22 protein-coding genes are annotated in these 21,924 nt (G+C 72.1%); 11 read left to right on the top strand and 11 right to left on the bottom strand.

Translation table 11 applies throughout. The annotated features are described in order from the left end of the window. The first annotated feature begins 59 nt into the window (after positions 1-59). Positions 60-1,310: an NAD(P)/FAD-dependent oxidoreductase gene (locus ACY34M_RS16810; RefSeq protein WP_462716955.1), complete on the top strand. Its 1,251-nt coding sequence runs from the start codon at positions 60-62 to the stop codon at positions 1,308-1,310. 3 nt (positions 1,311-1,313) lie between these two features. On the opposite strand, the gene ACY34M_RS16805 is transcribed toward ACY34M_RS16810, so the two are convergent. Then, positions 1,314-2,807, bottom strand: a complete 1,494-nt coding sequence (locus ACY34M_RS16805) for a cryptochrome/photolyase family protein (protein WP_462716956.1) — start codon at positions 2,805-2,807, stop codon at positions 1,314-1,316. Positions 2,808-3,023: 216 nt separating this feature from the next. Between ACY34M_RS16805 and ACY34M_RS16800 the strand changes: the two genes are divergently transcribed. The 5 genes from ACY34M_RS16800 (at position 3,024) to ACY34M_RS16780 (ending at position 6,420) form a co-directional block, all read left to right on the top strand. Continuing rightward, the gene (locus ACY34M_RS16800; protein WP_462716957.1) at positions 3,024-3,581 is read left to right on the top strand and encodes a DUF4383 domain-containing protein; all 558 of its coding nucleotides are present in this window, start codon (positions 3,024-3,026) and stop codon (positions 3,579-3,581) included. A gap of 70 nt (positions 3,582-3,651) precedes the next feature. Then, positions 3,652-4,359 (top strand): TetR family transcriptional regulator, encoded by a 708-nt coding sequence (locus tag ACY34M_RS16795; protein ID WP_462716958.1) that lies wholly within the window; start codon positions 3,652-3,654, stop codon positions 4,357-4,359. Then, positions 4,356-5,138 carry an SDR family NAD(P)-dependent oxidoreductase gene (locus ACY34M_RS16790; protein ID WP_462716959.1) on the top strand — a complete coding sequence of 261 codons (783 nt, stop codon included), beginning with the start codon at positions 4,356-4,358 and terminating at the stop codon, positions 5,136-5,138. The genes ACY34M_RS16795 and ACY34M_RS16790 overlap by 4 nt, the downstream gene beginning before the upstream one ends. A 63-nt stretch (positions 5,139-5,201) precedes the next feature. Further along, on the top strand, positions 5,202-5,612 hold the full coding sequence (locus tag ACY34M_RS16785) for a DUF6153 family protein (RefSeq protein WP_462716960.1): 411 nt from the start codon (positions 5,202-5,204) through the stop codon (positions 5,610-5,612). Between the two features lie 133 nt (positions 5,613-5,745). After that, a complete protein-coding gene (locus ACY34M_RS16780) occupies positions 5,746-6,420 on the top strand; it encodes a DUF305 domain-containing protein (protein WP_462716961.1) in 675 nt (224 codons plus the stop codon). 88 nt (positions 6,421-6,508) lie between these two features. On the opposite strand, the gene ACY34M_RS16775 is transcribed toward ACY34M_RS16780, so the two are convergent. From ACY34M_RS16775 to ACY34M_RS16735, 9 genes are all read right to left on the bottom strand, one after another. Beyond that, positions 6,509-7,264 (bottom strand): ABC transporter ATP-binding protein, encoded by a 756-nt coding sequence (locus ACY34M_RS16775; protein WP_462716962.1) that lies wholly within the window; start codon positions 7,262-7,264, stop codon positions 6,509-6,511. Positions 7,265-7,273: 9 nt separating this feature from the next. Then, complete coding sequence (mdlC, locus tag ACY34M_RS16770) at positions 7,274-8,920, bottom strand: benzoylformate decarboxylase (RefSeq protein ID WP_462716963.1); 1,647 nt, start codon at positions 8,918-8,920, stop codon at positions 7,274-7,276. Next, positions 8,917-9,723 (bottom strand): ABC transporter permease, encoded by an 807-nt coding sequence (locus ACY34M_RS16765; protein WP_462716964.1) that lies wholly within the window; start codon positions 9,721-9,723, stop codon positions 8,917-8,919. Before ACY34M_RS16765 ends, mdlC begins: the two co-directional genes overlap by 4 nt. A 32-nt stretch (positions 9,724-9,755) precedes the next feature. After that, positions 9,756-10,538: an ABC transporter permease gene (locus ACY34M_RS16760; protein WP_462716965.1), complete on the bottom strand. Its 783-nt coding sequence runs from the start codon at positions 10,536-10,538 to the stop codon at positions 9,756-9,758. Further along, on the bottom strand, positions 10,535-11,473 hold the full coding sequence (locus ACY34M_RS16755; RefSeq protein ID WP_462716966.1) for an ABC transporter substrate-binding protein: 939 nt from the start codon (positions 11,471-11,473) through the stop codon (positions 10,535-10,537). The genes ACY34M_RS16760 and ACY34M_RS16755 overlap by 4 nt, the downstream gene beginning before the upstream one ends. Before the next feature lie 104 nt (positions 11,474-11,577). Further along, positions 11,578-12,078: a MaoC family dehydratase gene (locus ACY34M_RS16750; protein WP_462716967.1), complete on the bottom strand. Its 501-nt coding sequence runs from the start codon at positions 12,076-12,078 to the stop codon at positions 11,578-11,580. Between the two features lie 24 nt (positions 12,079-12,102). Next, positions 12,103-12,684 carry an LOG family protein gene (locus ACY34M_RS16745; RefSeq protein ID WP_462716968.1) on the bottom strand — a complete coding sequence of 194 codons (582 nt, stop codon included), beginning with the start codon at positions 12,682-12,684 and terminating at the stop codon, positions 12,103-12,105. A gap of 86 nt (positions 12,685-12,770) precedes the next feature. Further along, entirely contained in the window at positions 12,771-13,643 is an 873-nt protein-coding gene (locus ACY34M_RS16740) for an arylamine N-acetyltransferase family protein (RefSeq protein WP_462716969.1), read from the bottom strand. Between the two features lie 61 nt (positions 13,644-13,704). Next, complete coding sequence (locus ACY34M_RS16735; protein WP_462716970.1) at positions 13,705-14,661, bottom strand: EamA family transporter; 957 nt, start codon at positions 14,659-14,661, stop codon at positions 13,705-13,707. 84 nt (positions 14,662-14,745) lie between these two features. On the opposite strand from ACY34M_RS16735, the gene ACY34M_RS16730 reads away from it, so the two are divergent. The 3 genes from ACY34M_RS16730 (at position 14,746) to ACY34M_RS16720 (ending at position 19,527) form a co-directional block, all read left to right on the top strand. Beyond that, a complete protein-coding gene (locus ACY34M_RS16730) occupies positions 14,746-15,645 on the top strand; it encodes a LysR family transcriptional regulator (protein ID WP_462716971.1) in 900 nt (299 codons plus the stop codon). Between the two features lie 106 nt (positions 15,646-15,751). Beyond that, on the top strand, positions 15,752-16,981 hold the full coding sequence (locus ACY34M_RS16725) for an MFS transporter (RefSeq protein WP_462716972.1): 1,230 nt from the start codon (positions 15,752-15,754) through the stop codon (positions 16,979-16,981). A 134-nt stretch (positions 16,982-17,115) separates the two neighbouring features. Continuing rightward, positions 17,116-19,527: a penicillin acylase family protein gene (locus ACY34M_RS16720; RefSeq protein ID WP_462716973.1), complete on the top strand. Its 2,412-nt coding sequence runs from the start codon at positions 17,116-17,118 to the stop codon at positions 19,525-19,527. A gap of 32 nt (positions 19,528-19,559) precedes the next feature. Here ACY34M_RS16720 and ACY34M_RS16715 read toward each other — a convergent pair whose 3' ends face one another. Beyond that, complete coding sequence (locus tag ACY34M_RS16715) at positions 19,560-20,384, bottom strand: EamA family transporter (protein WP_462716974.1); 825 nt, start codon at positions 20,382-20,384, stop codon at positions 19,560-19,562. Positions 20,385-20,476: 92 nt separating this feature from the next. On the opposite strand from ACY34M_RS16715, the gene ACY34M_RS16710 reads away from it, so the two are divergent. Next, complete coding sequence (locus ACY34M_RS16710; protein WP_462716975.1) at positions 20,477-21,016, top strand: CGNR zinc finger domain-containing protein; 540 nt, start codon at positions 20,477-20,479, stop codon at positions 21,014-21,016. A 66-nt stretch (positions 21,017-21,082) separates the two neighbouring features. Beyond that, positions 21,083-21,907 (top strand): DeoR/GlpR family DNA-binding transcription regulator, encoded by an 825-nt coding sequence (locus tag ACY34M_RS16705; RefSeq protein ID WP_462716976.1) that lies wholly within the window; start codon positions 21,083-21,085, stop codon positions 21,905-21,907. The last annotated feature ends 17 nt before the right edge of the window (positions 21,908-21,924 follow it).

Below are 21,924 nucleotides of genomic sequence, written 5' to 3'. Positions count from 1 at the left end.
GGCGCATCCATGCGCGGCCGATCCGGAGAACACCTTGAACGGACGGAAGAGGTGGTCGAATGTCGGCGGGTGGAGACTCCGAGGGACGCTCGGACGTGCTCGTGGTCGGAGCCGGTGTCGCCGGACTCGCGTGCGCCCGGGACCTGTTGTCGGCCGGTGTCGACGTGCAGGTCCTGGAGGCGGGCGACGCGGTGGGCGGCCGGATGCGCTCGGACCGGGTCGACGGATTCGTGGTGGACCGCGGGTTCCAGGTCTGCAACACGTCCTATCCGCAGGTGCGCCGCAGAGTGTCGCTGAGGGGCCTCGGCCTGCGGCCCTTCACCCCCGGAGTCCTCATCCACAGCCCCGAAGGACGGCTCCGCTTCAGCGATCCCACCCGCCGTCCCCGCACGCTGCCCGACCTGCTGCCGGGCCGCCTCGCAGGCCCCCGCGACCTGGCGGCCCTCGGCGTGCTGTCCGCCCGCGACATGCTGGCGCCGCCCCGCCTGCTCAAGCGGTCCGCGGACACCACGACGCGCACCGCGCTCGCCGACGCCGGGATCTCCGACGAACTCGTCGAGCGGTTCTTCCGCCCGTTCCTGTCCGGCGTGTTCCTGGAGGACGAGCTGGAGACGTCCGCCCGGATGTTCCACCTCGTGTGGCGGAGCATGCTGCGTGGAACGCAGTGCCTTCCCACCACGGGCGTCGGGGCGCTCCCGCGAGCCCTCGCGGCGGACCTGCCCCCGTACGTCGTGCGCCTCGAAACGCCCGTCGCGGGGCTCACGGACACCGGCGTGCTCACCGCCGGGGACCGGGAGATCCCCGCGCGCGCCGTCGTCGTCGCCACCGGACCCGGCGCCGTCTCGGGCCTGCTGCCCGACGTCACCCCGCCCGCCGGTCGCGTCGTCACGACGTACTACCACGTCGCCCCGCGGTCCCCGCTCGGCGAGCCGACCCTGCTCGTGGACACGCGGCGCCGCTTCCTCAACACCTGCGTCCTCAGCGACGTCGTCCCCGCATACGCCCCGCCCGGCCACGCCCTCGTCGCCACCTCGGTCCTCGGCCGGGACACGGCCGGCCGGGAGCGCGAGGTCAGGGCGGCGGCGGGGGAGGCCTACGGCACCGGAAGCGACGGCTGGGACCTGCTGACCCACCGCACCATCGAGGAGGCGCTCCCCGTCATGACGCCGCCGCTCCCGCTGACCCGGACCACCCGCGTGTCGCCGGGCCGCTACGTGTGCGGCGACCACCGCGCCACAGGATCGGTGCAGGGCGCGCTCGCCTCCGGAGCCCGTGCGGCCCGCGAGGTACTGCACGACCTGCGGGGCTGACCCTCAGGGAGCACCGTCGCCGCGCCCGTGTTCCTGGCGCAGCAGCTCGTCGAGGTCCGCGAGCCGGTCCAGTCCGCGCACCGGCTGCGCCATCCGCGGGTTGTGCTCCAGGCGCGCCCGGTGGCGGTGCAGGAAGGCCCAGTACCCGGCGGTGAGCGGACACGCCCGGTCGCCGGTCCGGTCGCCCGGCCGGTACGCGCACCCCTTGCACAGATCGCTCATCCGGTGCACGTAGGCGCCGCCGGACGTGTACGGCTTCGTCGTCATCCGGCCGCCGTCCGCGTACTGCGACATACCGACGACATTGGGCACCATCACCCAGTCGTAGCCGTCGACGAAGCAGCGGTGGAACCAGTCCGTCACCGCCTCCGGGTCCCAGCCCCGCTGGAGGGCGTGACTGCCGAGCAGCATCAGGCGCGGGATGTGGTGGGTCCAGCCGGTGTCCCGCACCTGGGCGAGCGCCGTGGCCAGACACCGCGCCCGGACGGCGTCGGCGTCGAGTTCCAGGAACCACTCGGGCAGCGGCTCGTGGTGCCGGAGCGCGTTGCGGTGCCGGTAGTTCTCGCCGAAGTACCAGTACAGCTGCCAGACGTACTCGCGCCAGCCGGCGACCTGGCGCACGAAGCCCTCCACGCTGGAGACCGGGGCCTTCCCCGCCCGCCAGGCGTCCTCGGCGCGCTCCACGCACTCCGCCGGGTCGAGGAGGCCGAGGTTGAGCGAGGACGACAGGAGGCTGTGGCTCATCACCGGGTCGGCGGCCAGCATCGCGTCCTCGTGCGGACCGAACCCGGCGAGCCGGTGCTCGACGAAGCGGCGCAGTGCGGCCAGCGCCTCCCGGCGTGAGGCCGGGAACAGGCGCGGCCCGTCCCGGCCGACGAACCGCACGTCGCCGTCGCGCTCCCAGCGGTCCAGGTCGCGGCGCACCTCCTCGTCGATCTCGTCCTCGCGCGGCCGGTAGGGCGCGGGGGCGCCCAGCGTCTCGGCCCCCTTGGGCGGGGGCTCGCGGTTGTCGTGGTCGTGGTTCCACCGCCCGCCGGCCGGTTGATCGCCGTCCATCAGGAGCTCGTGCGAGCGCCGCACCCAGCGGTAGAAGTCCTCTTGCCGCAGTTGCTTTCCGCCGTGCCCGTCGGCCCAGGCGCGGAAGTCCTCCTGCGGGACGAGGAAACCCCGCGCGGGCAGCACCTCCACCTCGTCCATGGCCGTCACCAGGCGCAGCGCCGCGTACGAGGTCGGGTGGTGCACCGTCACGGGACCGCCGCCCGGTACCGCCTCGCGCAGCCCCTCCCGGTAGGTGTCGGCCCGCACGTACCGGACCCGGTCACCGAGCTCGGCGGCGCGGTGCCGCATGGCGGACAGCACCAGGTGCGCCTTGGCCCGGTGGAAGCGGCGGCGCCGGAAGACCGACCGGGCCTCGATCATCACCACGGGCGCGTCGCCGAGGCCGGTGAGGTGGTGCGGTCCGAGCTGGTCGCCGAAGAGCCAGTGGGGGGCCGTCATGACAGTTCCTCCTTGCGGACGCTCCCGGACGCGGCTGCCGGGATGCCGCCCGTTTTTCGTGCCGACGCCGCGCGCCGGATGCGCCCGGGGCGTCGGTGCAACCGTTCGGACCTCGGTGCAACCGATCGGAACATATCGGCGGAAGTGGTGTCGCGAGCGGACGGAGTACCTGCTTCGTTGCGGGAGGGGCGTTTCAGACAAGGGAGAGGACACGTCATGAAGCTCAGTGAGGAACTTCCGGTCGACTATCGACTGGCACGTGTGTACCGCTACGGCGCCGGGCTGTGCGGCGTCATTCTGCTGGTCTTCGGCATTCTCGGCTTCGCCGACCAGCTCAGCCCGTTCGACACGGACGGCACGAAGATCGCGGGGATGTCCACCAACGGCGCACTCAGCGTGATCTCGATCGTCGTGGGCGTGCTGCTGATCGGCGGCGCCGTGATCGGCGGCAACGTCGCCTCGACGCTCAACATGACCATCGGGTTGCTGTTCGTGCTCAGCGGCTTCTACCACCTCTTCGTGCTGGACCGCCCCGCCAACTTCCTGGGCTTCGGCATGACCAACGTCATGTTCAGCTTCGTCATGGGTCTGCTCATCGCCACCTTCGGGATGTACGGCCGGGTGTCGGGCCGCCTCCCGCACGACAACCCGTACTGGCGCCGCCGGCACCCGCGCGAGGCCGCCCGCGAGTCCCTGGCGCGGCGGAACCAGGGCGCCCTGACCCGCACCTCGGCCGCCCGACCGGGGCACGCGGCCGCACCCCTCGACCGCTGAACCCTGCCTGCCGGGAGTGACCGCCTGAAACAATTGTCCCGTTGGGACAATTCAGGAGTACGCTGGACGCATGAAGGCAACGAAGCCGGCCACCGCGCCGCCGGAAGAAGACCTCCGGCGGCGCAGGTCCCGTCGCACGCGCGAGGCGCTCGGCGCCGCGGCCGTCGAGCTGGTGCTCGAGCGCGGGCTCGACGGCTTCGGGGTCGAGGCGATCGTGGAGCGCGCCGATGTCACCCGGCGCACGTTCAGCCGCTACTTCTCCGACAAGGAGGACGCGGCCCTCGACTTCACCCGCGCCGACGGCCTCCGGATCAACGACGCACTGCGCCGCCGCCCCGCCGACGAACCCCCGCTGGCCGCCTACCGCGCCGCCGTCCTGGACTGGCTCGGCGACGCGGGACACCCGGCCGGGCACGGCCGCCCCAAGGAGCGTGCCGTGCTCGCGCTCGTCGACCGGGAGCCCGCCCTGCTGGCCGCCTACGCCCGCATCCGCGCCGAGGCCCAGGCCGATTCGGTGCGCGTGCTCGCCCGGCGGATGGACGTCGACCCGTCCCTCGATCCCCGCCCCGGCCTCGTCGTAGAGGTCGGGGCCGGTGTGCTCGGGTCCGTTCTGCACGCCTGGGCGCGCGAGACGGAAGGTGGCCCCGCCGAGCTGGCCGCGCGCGTCGCGCAGGCCTACGACCTGCTGGGGCGCGAGGTCGCCGCGGCCGGTGACCACATACATCACCCCGGCCCGCAGACGGCGGACCGCGGTGCGAGGAAAGGTGCGCAGCAATGACATCCCCCACGACGTTCCCCGTTCTCGACGGCAAGTCCGCGATCGTGACCGGCGCGGCCATGGGCATGGGCGAGGCCACCGCGAAGCTGTTCGCGGAGGCGGGCGCCAAGGTGCTCGTCGCGGACATGAACGAGGAGCGCGGCCGGGCCGTCGTCGACGAGATCACGGCGACCGGCGGCACGGCTGTCTTCCGCAAGGTCGACATCTCCGACAGCGCGCAGGTCAAGGCGATGGTGCAGGCAGCCGTCGACGCCTTCGGCCGACTCGACATCGCCGTGAACAACGCCGCGCTCACCCCGGACGACAACCTGACCTCGGAGATCGACGAGGACTACTGGGACCGCCTCATGTCGGTCGACCTCAAGGGCACCGCCCTCTGCCTCAAGTGGGAGCTGCGGCAGCTCATCGGCCAGGGCGACGGCGGCTCGGTCGTGAACATCTCCTCCGTCAGCGGCTTCCGCCCGCAGCCGAAGAACCCGGCGTACGTCGCGGCCAAGCACGGCGTCAACGGACTGACCAAGACGGCCGCGTTGGAGAACGGCGAGCACGGCATCCGCGTCAACGCCGTGGCGCCCGGCGCCATCGACACCCCGATGCTGCGCGGCGCCCTGGAGACGACCGGGCAGACCGAGGAGGAATTCGCCCCGGCGCTCAGCCTGTTGGGCCGCTTCGGCCAGCCCCGCGAGGTCGCCCAGGCCAGCCTCTGGCTCGCCTCCGACCAGTCCTCGTACGTGACCGGTTCGGTCATCCACGTCGACGCCGGCTACACCAGCCGCTGACCCGCGGCGCTCGAGTGGGGGCGGGGCGGTACCGACCGAAGGCCTTGTGTCTACGATGTGTGCGTGACCCGGTACCGACAGTCCGCCCGACCGCAAGGCGTCTTGCGGTGCTGGGGGCTGCTCGTGGGCGCCGTGCTGTTCGGGATCCTCGGCATGCACGGGCTCGGACCCGTTCCGGCGCTTGACACCTCCGCCCACCACGGCGCCATGAGTGCCATGGCGCACCAGACCCCTTCGGCGTCCGCGCCCACCGCGTGCGGACACGACGACGGTCACGGCGGGCACATGGACCACGCGGACGCGACCTGTGCCGCGGCCGCCGTCGGCGGGGCGCCGGCGCTCACGTCCGCGCTGCTGCCCGATGTCGTGTCCGGCGCCCAAGGCCCCGATGTCCGGCCCCGCATGGTCGGCACAGGGACCGAGGGCGGTCGGGCGCCTCCCTCACTGTCCGAACTTCAACTCCTGCGGATATAGAGCGACTCGCGCGATCCGGCGCCCCCGCACGCCTGCATGCCCGCGTTCCTGCATGCCCGCACATTTGCGTGTCCGCGCGCCCGGCATCGCGTTCCAACGAGTCCCTCAGTGAACCGATTCCAGGAGTTTCAGCATGATCAAAAACCGTCGAACCGTCCGCCGCACCGCCCTCGCCGTCACCGCGGGAGCCGCGGCTCTCGTGCTCACCGCCTGCGGCAGCGGCGACAGTGACAGCGGCAGCGGCCACGGCATGGGGTCCATGAAGTCGCACAGCCCGTCCGCCGCCGCGTCGCCCTCCGGCTCGACCAAGGCCGGGAAGCACAACGCCGCGGACGTCGCCTTCGCGAAGCAGATGATCCCGCACCACCGCCAGGCGGTCGAGATGTCCGGGCTCGTCGCCGAGCGGGGCTCGTCCCAGCAGGTCAAGGACCTCGCGAAGAAGATCGAGGGTGCCCAGGCGCCGGAGATCAAGGCGATGTCCGGCTGGCTCACCTCGTGGGGCGAGGAGGTCCCCAAGGACAGCAAGGGGATGGGGGACACGGGCCACGGTTCCATGGGCCACGGCTCCTCCGAGATGCCCGGCATGATGAGCAGCGGCGACATGGCGAAGCTGAAGAAGGCGTCCGGCGCCGACTTCGACACGATGTTCCTCAAGATGATGGTCGAGCACCACGAGGGCGCCGTCGACATGGGCAGGACCGAGCAGACCAAGGGCGCCTACGCGCCCGCGGTGCGCCTCGGCCAGGACGTGGTGAAGGACCAGACCGCCGAGATCGCGCAGATGAAGAAGATGCTCGGCAACGACTGACGGCACCGTCCAGGACGGCGGGCCGGGACCGCGTGCGGCTCCGGCCCGCCACCCGCGGTGCGGCCCCGGGCCGCCACTGGCCGTGCGGTCAACTCCGGGGCGTCCGCACCGTCCGCCCCACCTCCGCCCGCAGCTTCACGAACTCGGGCAGTCCGCGCGTCGCGATCTGGTCGCGGCGCGCGGGCAGGTTGACCGGCAGGTCGAGGGCGATGCCCGAGTCGGGGCCGGGGGAGAGAGCGACCACGCGGTCGCCGACGTAGACGCTCTCGTCGATGTCGTGCGTGACGAACACGATCGTGGTGCCGTCGGTGCGGTGGACGTCGAGCAGCAGGTCCTCCAGGTCCTCGCGGGTCTGCGCGTCGAGGGAGCCGAAGGGCTCGTCCATGAGGAGCAGCGAGGGGCGGACCACCAGGGCGCGGGCGATGGCCACCCGCTGCTGCATGCCGCCGGAGAGCTGCCAGGGGTGGCGGCGGGCCGAGGCTTCCAGGCCCACGCGTTCCAGGATGGCCTCGGCCGCGGCCCGCCGGTCCGCGCGGTTCAGGCCCTGGCGGCGCAGCGGCAGTGCCACGTTGTCCCGGACCGAGAGCCAGGGCAGCAGGGAGCGGCCGTAGTCCTGGAAGACGATCGCGAGCCGGTCGGGCACGCCGGTGACCGGCGTGCCGTCGATGGCGACGGTGCCCTCGGTGACGGGGAGCAGGCCCGCGATCGTGCGCAGCAGCGTCGACTTCCCGCACCCCGACGGACCCACGACGCACAGCAGTTGGCCGTCCGGCACGGTCAGGGACACGTCGTGCAGGACGCGGTGGGTGCCGTAGGTCTGGCCGACCGAGGTGAGGCGGAGCATACGGATCCGTCACCTCGCCCACGGTTCGTAGAGCACGCCCGCGGTGCCGGCGACCCGCAGGTGCAGCAGGTGCGGGCCGTCCTCGTCGCCGAGCCGCGACACCGCGCGGTCGAGGGCCTTGCCCAGGTCCTCCGGCCGGTCCACGGAGTCGGAGGCGCAGCCGAACGAGGCGGCGAGGCCCGCGAATTCGATGCCGCCGATGTCCGTCCCCGGAACCGGCGCGATGCCGATCCGGCGGCCGAGCGCGCTCACCGCCCCGTACCCGCCGTTGTCGAGCACGACGAATGTGACCGGCGCCCGGTGCCGGGCCGCCGTCCACACGGCCTGCACCGAGTACATCGCCGAACCGTCGCCCAGGACGCACACCACGCGCCGCCGGTCGGCGAGCGCCCGGCCGACGGCCAGCGGCAGTCCCCAGCCGAGCGCGCCGCTGCCCGTGGTGAGGAAGCCGCCGGAGAGATCGACGGGCACGCGCGCGTGCAGGACGTCGCGGTGGCTGGGGGCCTCCTCGACCAGCACGCGGTCGCGGGGCAGGCGCCGACGCAGTTCGTCAAAGACCAGTTCGGGCGTGAGGTGGTCGCTGGCCGAGGCACTCACCGGCTTCGGGTGGGCCCTCGGCGGCGGGGGCTCGCGGTCCGAAGCGCCGACCAGCGCCGTGAGTCGGGCGAGCGCCGGGCGCACCGTCGTGAGCAGGCTCGTGCCCGTGGGCAGCCACGCCGCCTGGGCCGGATCGCAGTCCAGGTGGAACAGTTCGGTGCCCGGCGCCAGCGGCGGGCTGTCGTCCGCCACGTGGTACGTGAACACCGGCGCCCCGAGCGCCACCACCACGTCGTACGGCTCCAGGCGCGCCGCCAACTGGCCCGCGACCGGCGGCAGGAAGCCCTGGAACAGCGGGTGCGACTCGGGGAAGCCGGAGCGGCCGGACAGCGGGCTGATCCAGACGCCCGCGCGGAGCCGCTCGGCCAGCGCGAGCGCCTCGGGCATGGCCCCCTCGTCGTCCACCCCCGGCCCGATCACCAGGGCGGGGCGCGCGCAGGCGTCGAGGCGGGCGGCGAGGGCGCCGAGCGCTTCCGGGCCGGCGGTGAAGTCGGCGTGCACCGACCGGGGCGTGACCGGTGCGGCAGGCCGGTCCCAGTCGTCCTCGGGTACGGACACGAAGACCGGGCCGCGCGGGTGCGTCATCGCGACGCGGTGCGCCTCGGCGAGCACGGCCGGGACGTCGGCGGCCCGTTCGGGCTGGCGGGACAACTGTACGTACGGGCGCGGGAACTGGGCCGGTTCGTCGGCGCCGAGGAACGGTCGCAGCTGGATCAGGGAGCGGGCCTGCTGCCCGGCGACGATCACGAGAGGCACCCGGTCGCGGTACGCGTTGAAGACGGCGCCGAGCGCGTGCCCGACACCGCCCGCCGAGTGCAGGCTCACGAACGCCGCGCGCCCCGTGCCCAGGGCGTGCCCCGCCGCCATGCCCACCGCCGTGGACTCCTGCAACCCGAGGACGTAGCGGAAGTCGTCGGGCCAGTCGCGGAACATGCGCAGCTCCGTGGAGCCCGGATTGCCGAAGACCGTGGTCATGCCCGTGGCGCGCAGCAGGTCGAGGACCGCGTCCAGCACGGTGGTCGTCCTGCCGATCGGTGTCGGTTCGTCGGTGGTCGTCATGGCGCCCTCCCTGTGCCGAGCAGTCGGCTCTCAAGAACCAGCAGGCCGGTGTTGAGCAGGTAGCCGAGGACGCCGAGCAGCGCCAGCGCCGCCCACACGGTGAGCAGGTCGGAACGTGACTGGGCGTCGGTGAGGATGAAGCCGATACCGTTCTCGGTGCCCGGCAGCAGTTCCGAGAACACCATGAGGATCAGGGCGAGCGACAGGCTGAGCCGCAGTCCGGCGAAGATGCGGGGCAGCGCGGACGGCACGATCACGTACGCGAGCCGTTCCGCCGTGGTGAGCCGCAGGGCCGTCGAGACCTCCAGACGCAGCGGATCGACGTTCCGGGCGCCCTCCGCGCTGTTCACGAGCACCGGCCACACCGCGCTGAACACGATCGACGTGATCTGCATCGGGGTACCGAAGTCGAGGACCACGACGAAGACCGGGACCAGGGCGGGCGGCGGGACGGCCCGCGCGAACTGCAGCACCGGATCGCACAGCGCGTACACCCGCCGCGAGCGGCCGAGCGCCACCCCGAGGACGATCCCGGCGAAGGCCGCGAGCGCGAAACCGGCAGCCATCCGGCCGAGACTCGGCCCGATGGTGCCGAACGCGGCGTCGGTGAGGAAGATGTGGCCCACCGGCCCCGAGAACCACAGGTCGTAGGCGTGCCGCGCGATGCGTGACGGGGGCGGGAAGAAGACGCTGTCGTGCGTGCGGGCCGCCACCTCCCAGAGGACGACGGCGACGGCGAGCACCGGCCAGCGCAGCAGCGCCCCGGCCCGCGTCGCGCGCCGGGGCCGCGGGTCTCGCGCCACGGACGGCCCGGGTCTCGTTCGTACCGCTTGCGTCACGTCCGCACCGCCCGCCGCTCGGGTGTCCACGGGAACAGCCGCCGCTCCGCCCATACCAGTACGCCGTTGACGAGCAGCCCCAGTACGCCCGCCCACACCACGCCCGCGAGCACGTCCCGCGTGCCGTCCGTGGCCAGTTGCGCCTGAGCGATGAAGATGCCGAGGCCGTCACCGAACCCGGACAGCAGCTCCGTGGCCACGGCCACGACGAGCGCGACGGCCGCCGAGATGCGGATGCCCGCGGCGATGAACGGCGCCGCGCCGACGAGCTCGACGCGCAGCAGCACCGCGCCCCGGCCGAAGCCGAAGGCGCGCAGCGTGTCCTTGGCCAGCGGCTCGCTCTCCCCGAGCCCGTACATGGTGTTGAACAGGATCGGCCACACCGAGGCGTACATGACGAGCGCGACCTCGGTCTCCGTGCCGGAGCCGAGCAGCAGCGACACCAGCGGGATCAGTGCCACGGACGGCAGCGGCCGCAGGAACTCCACGATCGCGCGCACCGCGGCGTCGACGACGGGCACGCTCCCGAGCAGCAGACCGGCCGGCACGGCGATCGCACACGCCAGCGCGAGACCGAGCGCCCACGCGCGCAGCGTGGCACCGATCCCGTCCAGGAACAGGGAGTCGCCGGCCAGCTCGACCGCGCGGGCCAGTACATCGGACGCGGGCGGCAGATACTCCCGCCGCACGATCCCCGCGCGCGACACCGCCTCGCAGACACCGAAGGCCAGCAGCACGCCGAGGAGGCCGAGCCCGGCGTCGCGGCGGCGAGCGGTCACTTGACGACGAGAGTCGAGGGGTCGACGTCCTTCTTCAACAGCCCTTGTTTCCGCATGAGTTCGGTGAGGCGGCGCAGTTGTTTCGCATCGGTCCGGGGCGGATACGCGGGCAGCCCCATCGACTTGGCCTGCGCGGCGGTGACCTTCGTGTACGTCGGAAGCACCGTGCGGACGGCCGAGGGATCCTCGTCCGCGAGCTTCGACGCCGCCTGGATCGCGCGCCGGAACCTGGCCGCGGTGTCCGGATTCTGCTGCGCGTACTGGGCGGTGGTGACGTATCCGCTGATGGGCAGCGACTCCACGGGGCTCGCGCCGCCGTCGATCAGGACCCGGGCCTTCAGGCCGCCCCGGATCGCGCTGTCGAAGGGCTCGACGGCGTGCACCGCGTCGACCTGCCCCTTCTCCAGAGCGGGTCCCATCTGCGGGAACGCGATCTGCCGGTACGCGGGCCGCCCGGCGCCCCGCTTGTCCAGGATCGCGTTGAGCGTCAGCGTCTGGATGTTGTTGAGGATGTTGACGGCGACCCTCCTGCCCTTGAGGTCGTCCGCGTTCTTGATGGGGGAGTCCTTCGGCACCAGGAGATCCATCATGTGCGGCGCCGTGCGTACGCCCTCGGCGAGGATGCGCACGTCGAGCGTGCCCTTCTCGTGGGCCTGGAGGAAGGTCACGTAGTTGGCGCTCGCGATCACGTCGACCTGGCCCTTGGAGAGGGCGGGCAACGCCTGGATGCTCTGCTGTACGGGCTTGATGCGCACATCGAGCCCTTCCTTCTTGAACAGCCCGCGGTCGCGCGCGATGTAGAGGGCGGCGGAGTCCGTCAAGGGCAGCGCGGCGACCGTGACGCGACGGTCCTGGCCGCCGCCGGATCCGGCGGACCCGCTGTTCCCGTCGCCCCCGCACGCCGTGACCAGTAGGGCGAGTGTGGTCACGGCCACCGCCGCCCCACCCCTTCGCTTCTTCACCTGACGTAACGTCACAATCCTTGCTTATCAGGTGAATGGCGGTGATCGCCACAGGGCGTGGGGCGCCCGCCGCCCGGTCAGGCCTGATCGCGACGGAGCAGCAGATTCATCGCCGTGAGGGTGAGCACCGCCTCGCCGTGCTGATCGAGGACCTCGACGTCGGTGTGGACGAGGCCCCGGTCGGGTTTGCTGCGGGAGGGGCGGGCGGAGCGGACCGTGGTGCGGATCGCGAGGCTGTCGCCGGGGCGTACCGGGCGTGGCCAGCGCAGTTCGTCGATACCGGGGGAGGCGAGGCTCGCGACCTTGCTGACGTAGTGGTCGGCGTACAGGCGCATCATCACCGAGGCGGTGTGCCAGCCACTGGCGATGAGGCCTCCGAACGGGCCGGTGGCGGCGGCCTCCGGATCGGTGTGGATCGACTGGGTGTCGAACTCCCCGGCGAACCGGAGAATGTCCTGTTCCGTGACGGTGATGCTGCCGAAGGTGTACGTCGCTCCGGGCACGTAGTCCTCGAAGTACCGCTTTTCGACAGGAGTGTTGAAGTCGGGGCCGATGGCGCACGTCGTTGGGGTGCTCATCGGTCGCACGTTAGCGGACGGGCGTCAGCGCAGGCCTTCTCCGTGCGCGGGCGCCGAGCCGTTGCGCAGCCGCTCCTCCAGCGCGTCCAGCAGTCCGGGCAGGTCGGGTGCGACGGCGAGGTCGTCGAGGGTGGACGCGGGGAGCAGTCCTGAGTCGGCGATGCCGCGCAGGGCGCCGAGCAGGGGCCGCCAGAAGCCTCCGGCGTCGAGGAAGCCGACGGGCTTGGCGTGGAAACCGAGTTGGCGCCAGGACCACACCTCGAAGATCTCCTCCAGGGTGCCGAGCCCGCCGGGCAGCGCCACGAACGCGTCGGCCTGCTCGGTCATGATGGCCTTGCGCTCGTGCATCGAGTCGCACGTGAACAGCCGCGTCACACCCTCGTGCGCCCACTCCCGCTCGATCATGCTGCGCGGCATGACACCGATGACCTCGCCGCCCGCCTCCAGCGCACTGTCCGCCACCACCCCCATCAGGCCGCGACGACCACCGCCGTAGACGAGACCGATGCCCCTGCGGGCCAGCTCCGTGCCCACGTGGGCGGCGAGTTCGGCGTGCGCCGGGTCGTGTCCGCTGGACGAGGCGAGGAAGACGGCGAGGCGGCGCAAGGGGCTCTCCGGGGTAGCGACGAGGGGCCTTCCGGTCTACCACGCGTGACGCGCCACCCGAAGTCCGAACCCGTGGCCTCCCGGGCCTACTGGTCCGCCTGGTTCCGCGCCGACTCCAGCTCCGTCAGCCGGGTCACGATCAAAGCCGCCTGCTCGGGCTCCACACGGATGTCGAAGACGTCGTCGAGCAGCTTCGGCACCTCGTGCGGGCGGACCGTCTCCGTCACCGGGTCCCGGCCGGGGCGCTCCGTCGTCCACACCAGCGCGTCGAGTGTGTCGTGCCGGTCCGTGCGCAGCCGCTGGATGTAGGGGCGGGTGACGAACGGGGAGCGGCCGTGGGTGGCCACGAAGTGGTTGCCCACCGCGTAGTCGACGGGGTACTGCGGGTTCTCGGTGAACACCTGCCGCACCGTCCAGCCGTCCGGCCCCTCCGGACCGTCCCCGAGCTGGTACACCGCCCACCCCGGCGAACCGTGGGTGATGGTCTGCCGACGCAACAGGTAGGGCCACGGCCCACCGTCGCTGCGCCCGCCGTCGACCAGCTCGATGGGCTCCAACGGACTGGCGCCGAAGCCGATGTCGACCAGCCACCGCGTGCCGTCGAGCTCCACGATCAGCATCGCGTGCGTCGCGGGCCGCGGCGAGGTGGAGTCCGCGCCGAGCTGCACCCGAGCGGACACGGCGGTGAAGCGGAACCCGAGCCGCTCCAGTACGGCGGCGAACAGCACGGTGTGCTCGTAGCAGTAGCCGCCCCGGCCCCCGCGCACCAGCTTTTCCTGGACCGACGGCACGTCGATCCGCACCTCGCGGTACAGAAAACTGTCGAGGGTGTCCCACCGAAGGGTCAGCACATGTGCGCGCTGAAGAGCCCGCAGCGTCTCAAGAGTGGGCCCACGCTCGCCCTCGTAACCGAGTCGGGCGAGATAGGCGTCCAGATCGAGTTGCTCGCTGCTCCACATGTGAGGAACAACTTTCCCGGTCTCGGTGGATATTCCGGTGTGCCCGCGAGGTGCGATCTTCCTACGCCGTGCTCTCGGCGCGGACGGCACCGGCCCCCGCACCGGAGTCGGCGGTCTCCCGGGCCGCCAGGGAGTCGACGGACGCCTCAGCCGGGCGGGCGCCCGACCGGGTCGCGCCGATGCCCGCCAGGACGACGAACGCGACGCCCGCCGCGGGGGCCGGGCCGGGGAGCTGGCCGAGGATCAGGAGGCCGGCGAGGAGGGCGATGGCCGGTTCCAGGCTCATCAGGGTGCCGAACGCGGAGGCCGTGAGGCGGCGCAGAGCCATGAATTCGAGGACGAAGGGGAGGCCGGCGCTCAGGGCCGCGAGCCCCAGCATGGCGGCGAGCAGCTGCCAGGTGACGTGCCCCAGGTCACCGGTGGGCGACGCGACGAGGAGGCCGATGAGGCCCGCGACCGGCATGGAGAGGGCCAGCCCGTTCAGACCGGTCACCGAGTCGCCGACGCGCTGGGTCAGCAGGATGTACGCCGCCCAGCAGGCCGCGGCGGTCAGGGCGAAGCCCGCGCCGGTCGCGTCGATGCCGCCGTGCCACGGTTCGGTCAGCGCGACGACGCCGACGGCGGCCAGCGCCGTCCAGCGCTTGCGGCCGCGCCCCGGCCCGCACAGGGAGACGGCCAGCGGGCCCAGGAACTCCAGCGCGCTGGCGGTGCCGAGCGGCAGCCGGGTCACGGCGAGCATGAAGAACACCATCATGCCCGCGCTGACCACGCCCAGCAGCGTGCACGCCAGCAGGTCGCGGCCGCTGAAATCGCGCAGCCGGGGCCGCACCAGGACCAGCAGGAGCACACCGGCCCAGGCCAGCCGCAGCCCGGTCGTGCCGAGGGCGCCGAGCTGGTCGACCAGCTGGACGGAGAGCGCGAGGCCGAGCTGGATCGTGGACATGGAGGCCACGGCCATCAGGGTTCCGGTGGTGGCGGCGGGCAGGCGCAGGCGTGCGCGGGGAGCGAGCGGGGTCATGGGGGCCAGTAGACGGACTCGGAACCGTTCGTGTCCACGTGCCGATCTTGAACGATCCGTTCGTGAATCATGGACAATGGTGTGATGGAGACCCGACGACTACGGATGCTGCTGGAGCTGTCCCGACTGGGGTCCATGCGCGCCGTCGCCGACATCCTGGGGACCACCACCTCGACGGTCTCCCAGCAGATCGCCGCCCTCGCGGACGACATGGGCACCGCGCTGACCGAACCCCACGGGCGCCTCGTCCGGCTGACACCCGCCGGCCGCCGGCTCGCCGAGCACGCGGTGACGATCCTCTCCGCCGTCGAGGCGGCCCGCCACGACCTCGCCCCGGAGGGCGAACCGGGCGGCACCCTGCGCGTCGCGGGCTTCGCCACGGCCATCCGCGCCCACCTGCTGCCCATCGTCACCGACCTGGCCACGAGCCACCCCCGCCTCCGCGTCCTGATCCGGGAGCACGAGCCCGCGGAGGCGCTGCAACTGTTGGCCGAGGACCAGACGGACCTGGCCCTGACCTACGACTACAACCTGGCCCCCGCGGCAGCGGGACCCGAGGTGTCCACCACCGCTCTGTGGACCGCACGCTGGGGCCTGGGCGTGCCCGCGAGCGCCGGCATCAGGACCGGGACCACGCTGGAGATCTTCGCTCGACTCGCCGACCAGGACTGGATCGTCAACTCGCGCAACACCGCCGACGAGACCGCCATCCGCACCCTCGCGTCCATGGCGGGCTTCACCCCGCACATCACCCACCAGGCCGACAATCTCGACCTCGTGCAGGGCATGATCACCGCAGGGCTCGGGGTCGGCCTGCTCCCCATCGGCACCGCGACGTTCCCGACCGTGCGACTGCTCCCGCTCGGCGCCCCCGACGTCGAGCTGCGCTCCTACGCGGTCGCCCGCCACGGCCGCCTCGACTGGTCGCCCCTCGCCCTCGTCACCCACCTCCTCGTCGAGCGCTCCGCGGCCGTGGTGGAGTGACCGGGCAGACGCGATTCCCTTCCCACCGGGCCCGGCCCTGCCGGACTTCGTCCTTCACCAGCACCATGGCAGCAGCCACTTTTCGACAAGGGGAGCAGGTGAAGGTGTGAGTCGCTCCGAACGCCGCCGCGGGGAGTCGCCCGGGATGGCGCCCGGTGTCGCGCTGACCGTCGTCGCGGCGAGCACGTTGCTGTCGATGAGCGTGTGGTTCTCGGCGTCGTTCGTGCTGCCGCAGTTGAGGCACGAGTGGGGGCTGAGCCCCGGCTCCGGGGCGCTGTTGACCGTCGCCGTGCAACTGGGGTTCGTCGTGGGCGCCGTGTCGTCGGCGCTGTCGGGGTTGGCCGACAGGGTGGCGAATCGCCTTCTCATGTGCGGTGGTGCGTTGGGTGCGGCGGTCGCCAATCTGGGGGTGCTGCTCGCCGACGGGCTGGGGGCGGCCGTCGTGCTGCGGCTGCTGACCGGGTTCTTTCTCGCCGCGGTGTACCCGCCCGCGCTCAAGGAGACGGCGACGTGGTTCCGCGCCGGTCGGGGCAAGGCGCTCGGCGTGATGATCGGCGCGCTCACCGTCGGCTCGGCGCTCCCGCACGCCGTCAACGCCGCCGGGGGAGTGGACTGGCATCTCGTCATCGCGGTGACGTCCCTGATGGGCGCGTGCGGCGGCGTGCTCGCCCTGTCCCTGCGGTCGCCCGGACCGTACCCGTTCCCACGCCGCAAGGTCACCGTCGGCGGCGCCCTGCGGTCGCTGCGCAACCGCGATGTCGTGCTGGCCGACCTCGGATACGTGGGCCACATGTGGGAGTTGTACGCGATGTGGGGCACGGTGGCGGCGCTGCTGGCCGGTGTCCCGGTGGTCGCGGCCTCGTCCCGTACGGACGTGCTGGCGTCGTCCATCGCCTTCGTGTGCATCGGCGTCGGCGCCGTGGGGTGTCTGGTGGGTGGGGTGCTCGGTGACCGGTGGGGGCGGGCCGCCGCCGCGCGGGTGTGCCTCGTGTGTTCCGGCGGGGCCGCGCTGGTCCTCGCCGTCGGCCTCGACGCGATGCCGTCCGGGGTGATCATCGCGGTGTGCGCGTTCTGGGGGTTCTGGGTGGTGGCCGATTCCGCGCAGTTCTCGGCGCTGGTCACCGAGCGGGCGGATCCCGACTACGTGGGCGGCGCCCTGTCGTTGCAGCTCGCGCTCGGCTACTCGACGACCGCGCTCACGCTGTGGGGTGTTCCGGTGCTGGTCGAGCACACGTCGTGGCGGGTCGCGCTGCTGGTCCTCGCGGTGGGCCCCGTCGTGGGGGTGGCCGCCATGAGCCGGTCGATCGTCAGGGACCGGCGACGGGTGCCGGCGTGAGGGCTCCGCTGCCCGTACGGCGACTGCCCGTACGACGAATGGTGTGGCCAATATGAACGAAACGACGTACCCCTCGTAGTGCCTTCCGCTTCCTCCTAATGTCGATCTCTGCTGACCGACGCGAGGAGGTTGACGTGGTGGACGCACGACAGGCGCGATTCTCCAGACGGCAGGTACTGGCGGTGACGGCCGCGGGAATGACCGGGGTCGGGACCGCGGTCGGAGCTTTGGCGGGTCCCGCGAACGCGGCCCCGGCCGCCGCGCACGACTATCGGGTACGGGGTCTGCGGGCGCCCGTCGAACTGATCGAGGACCGCTACGGCGTACCGCACATCTACGCCGACAACGAGCACGACGTCTTCCTCGCCCAGGGCTTCAACGCCGCCCGCGAGCGACTCTTCCAGATCGACCTGTGGCGCCGCCGCGGCCTCGGCAGGCTCGCCGACGTGCTGGGGCCCGACTACGTGGACCAGGACCGCGCCACCCGGCTGTTCCTGTACCGGGGCGACATGGACGTGGAGTGGGCCCGCTACGCCGAGGACGCGGAGCGCATCGCGACACAGTTCACCGCCGGGATCAACGCCTACGTGGACTGGCTCGACGCCCACCCCGACCAACTGCCGGAGGAGTTCCGCGTCCTCGGCTACCGGCCCGCCCACTGGGACCCCGCGGACGTGGTCCGCATCCGCAGCCACGGACTGACCCGCAACCTCACCAGCGAGGTCACGCGCGCCCGGGTCGCCTGCGCCGCCGGGGTCGACGCCGACCTGGTGCGCCAGGGACTGCAACCCGACCACAAGACGACCGTCCCGGACGGATTCGACCCCTGCGTGCTCCCCGACGACGTACTCAAGGTCTTCGAACTGGCCACGCAGGAAGTCGAGTTCAGCAAGGACTCCGTACGCAAGGCGGTGGTGCGCGACGCGACCACCGAGGGCAGCAACAACTGGGTGATCGGCGGAGAGCGCACCGCCACCGGACGGCCCATCCTCGCCAACGACCCGCACCGCTCCTATTCGGCGCCGTCGCTGCGCTACCTCGCCCACCTCAGCGCGCCCGGCCTCGATGTCATCGGCGCGGGGGAGCCCGCGCTGCCCGGCATCTCCATCGGCCACAACGGGACCGTCGCCTTCGGCCTGACCATCTTCCCGATGGACCAGGAGGACCTGTACGTCTACGAGTTGGACCCGGACGACCACGGCCGCTACCGCTACGGGGACGGCTGGGAGCCGATGAAGGTCCTGACCGAGCGGATCCCGGTCGCGGGGGAGAAGGACCGCGAGGTCGAGCTGACCTTCACCCGGCACGGCCCGGTCATCCACGTCGACGAGGAGCGCCATCTCGCCTACGCGGTGCGCACCGCATGGCTGGAGGCCGGCACGTCCCCGTACTTCGGCAGCGTCGCCTACATGCGGGCCCGCAACTACCGCGAGTTCACCGAAGCCATGCGCAACTGGGGCGCGCCGACGGAGAACCAGGTGTACGCCGACGTGGACGGCAACATCGGCTGGGTCCCCGGCGGCCTCGCACCCAAGCGCGTCGGCTACGACGGACTGCTCCCGGTCCCCGGCGACGGTCGCTGCGAATGGGACGGCTTCTACTCGGGCGACGACCTGCCGCGCAGCCTCAACCCGGCCGCCGGGTTCATCGCCACGGCCAACCAGTTCAACCTGCCGCCGGAGCACCAGGACAAGGGCCTCGGCTACGAGTGGACCAACCCCTTCCGGCACCAGCGGATCGTGGAAGTCCTCTCGAAGCAGCGGCGGCACACCGTCGCCGACTCGAAGACACTGCAGAACGACCAACTGTCCATCCCGGCACGCCGGTTGACCGCCCTGCTCTCCCGTCTGAACGGAGCCGACAAGGACCAGCGCCGGGCACTGCGCCTGCTGCGCGACTGGGACGCCGTCGAATCCGCCGACTCGGCCCCCGCCGCACTCTTCGAGGTGTGGCTTTCCAAGCACCTCGGACCCGGCTTCGTACGCGCCGCCGTGCCGAAGGCCGCCGACATCATCGAGGACGCCGACACCCTCGTCCTGCTCGGCGAGCTGGAGAAGCCGGGGCGGTGGCTGAAGGACGCGGCGGCCCGCGACCGGCTGCTCCTCGACACCCTGAAGTCGGCCTACGCCGAGGTGCGCGAGCTGCTCGGCTCCGACGAGCGGACATGGCAGTGGGGCAGGCTCCACCACAGCCACTTCGAGCACCCGGTGTCGGCGGCGCTCGGCGAGGCCGACCGGGAGCGCTTCGACGTCGGCCCGCTGGCGACCGGCGGCTCCCCGGACACCGTCAACGCGGCGACGTACCGCGCCAGCGACTTCCTGCACACCAGCGGCCCCTCGTTCCGGGTCGTCCTGGACGTCGGTGACTGGGACTCCTCGGTGGCCGTCAACACCCCCGGACAGTCGGGCAATCCGGACGACCCGCACTACCGCGACCTCGCCGAGCCCTGGCGCGACGGCGAGTACTTTCCGCTCGCGTACACCCGCGCGGCGGTGGAGCGGATCGCCGAACGCCGTGTGCGGCTGCTCCCGGCCGAAGGGGCCTGAGGATGCGGTAAGCGACGTGAGGGCTTCATCCGTTACGTCGGTGCGCCGGGCCTGGTGGCGGCGCGGCGCACCGACCACACACCCGCCAGGACGATGAGTGCGATCGCGGCGAGCTGCCGACCCGTCAACTCCTCGTGCAGCAGCACGAAACCGGTGGCCGCCGCCACGGCGGGGCTGAGCGCGAGCAGCACACCGAAGGCACGTGCGTCGATGCGCCGCAGCACCGTCATGTCCAGCGAGTACGGAATCAGGGAGGACAGCAGCGCCACCAGGAGCCCGGTGCCGAGGACGGCAGGGTGGTCCGCCACCCTGCCGCCGTCCGTGACCGCGGTGACCGGGGTCAGCACGCAGGCGCCGAAGGCCAGCGCCAGCGTCAGACCCGTCCAGTCGGGGAAGAGCCGCCCGACTCGCCGGCTCAGCACCACGTACCCGGCGCGGCACAGCGCGGCGGCACCGCCCAACAGCAGCCCGGCGGCGGGCAGCGAGGCACCCGGAGCCGCCAGCAGCAGGACGCCCGCGAGGGCCAGCACGCCCACCACGAGATGTTCGAGGCGGCGGGACAGCGCGAGCGACAGGGCCAGCGGCCCGAGCAGTTCCAGGGTCGCGGCCACGCCGATCGGCAGCCGGTCGATGGCCTGGAAGTACGCCAGGTTCATGGCCGCCAGGACAAGCCCGAGGCAGAGGGCCGACCGCCACTGCGCCGCCGTGATGCCCCGCAGCCGGGGCCGGACGAGCAGCCACAGGATCACGGCGGCGAAGAACAGCCGCATCCCGGCCAGCGCGGTGGGCGTCACCGACGCGTACGCCTCCTTGGCGACCGCGGAGCCGAGCTGGAGACTCGCGATCTGAACCAGCATCAGCAGTGGCGCCGTCGCGGCGCCCCAAGGCCGTGCACTCCGTGGCCGCGCACTTCGTATCGTCACACCAAGCACGGTGCTGTAATGCCCTTATGCACTTCAACCATTACGGCGGCGAGGCCGCCCGGCTGGCCGCGGACCTGGCCAACCTCACAGAGTCACCACGCCCCGAAGACCTCGAAGAGCTGCTCGCCGCGCGCGCAGTGGTGAACCGCAGACTCACCACCGGGCAGGCCGAGTCGATCTGGGCATGGAGCCGCCGCCTGGCCGCGTGCTTCGGGCGGCAGGACCTCGAAGAGCGCTGCGAGTCGGTCAACGCACTGCTCGCCGACGCCTCCAGCAGCCCCCGCATCTCGCTGCACGACGGGCGGCCCCACCTGCACTACAGCGCCGTCGGCGCCGACGCGGCCGCACACATCCGTGCCGTCACCGCCACCGGGCTCGCGTACGTCATCTGCTCCGCCGACGCCGACCGGCTCGGGCGCTGCGCACGCCGAAGCTGCGACCTGGCCTTCGTCGACACCTCACGCAATGGGCGGCGCGCCTACTGCTCGGTGCGCTGCGCCAACAACGACGCCGTGGCCCGCCACCGCCGGCGACAGCAACCTTCACAGCCCAGAACACATTCCTAACACGAGGGGTGTTGTGTTTGAGGGGTCCGCTGTTAACTTGTCGGGCAGTGGCAGGAAGGAAACGCTGTGAGCCCCGACGAACTCCCCACGGGATCGGCCGAGTTGCTGAGCCCGCAGGCGCGGCAGGAGCGCATCCGCGACCGGGTCCTCGAACTGGGCTCGGCCCGCATCGAGGACCTGGCGCGCGAGCTGGGCGTCAGTGTGATGACGATCCACCGCGACCTGGACCGCCTCGCCGACGAGGGCTGGCTCCGCAAGACCCGCGGCGCGGCCACGGCCCAGCAGTCGGTGCTGTTCGAGAGCAATGTCCGCTACCGGACGACGCAGCAGGGTGACGCCAAGAAGGCCCTGGCCACGGCGGCCCTGGAGCACATCGACCGGGGCCAGGCGATCCTGCTGGACGACAGCACGACGTCCCTGGCCCTGGCCCGCGCGCTGCCGGAGGGCGGCCCGCTCACCGTCATCACGAACTTCCTCGCCGTCATCAACGCCCTGGCGGGCAGGCCCGGCATCGAGCTGATCTCGTTGGGCGGGAGCTACGACCCGCACTACGACGCCTTCCAGGGCATGGCGACCTGCGACCACATCAAACCGCTGCGCGCCGACACGGTGTTCATCTCGACATCGGCGGTCGCGGACGGTCACTGCTACCACCAGTCGCAGGAGGCGATCCTCGTCAAGCGGGCCCTCCTGGAGGCCGCCCAGCGCAGGATCCTGCTGGTCGACCACACCAAGTTCCAGAAACGGGCCCTGCACCGGGTCGCCCCGCTGTCGGACTTCGACCTCGTGCTCGTCGACGACCGCATCTCGCGCGCCGAGCTGGAGGCGTTGCGCGAGAGCGGCGTGAACGTGCAGGTCGCCGCCCTGAGCCAGGGACCCGCCGAGTCCTGAACCGCCGGGAACCCATC

It is taken from the genome of Streptomyces sp. EDA2-14 (assembly GCF_054963755.1).
This window is presented reverse-complemented; position numbering and strand designations above follow the sequence as displayed.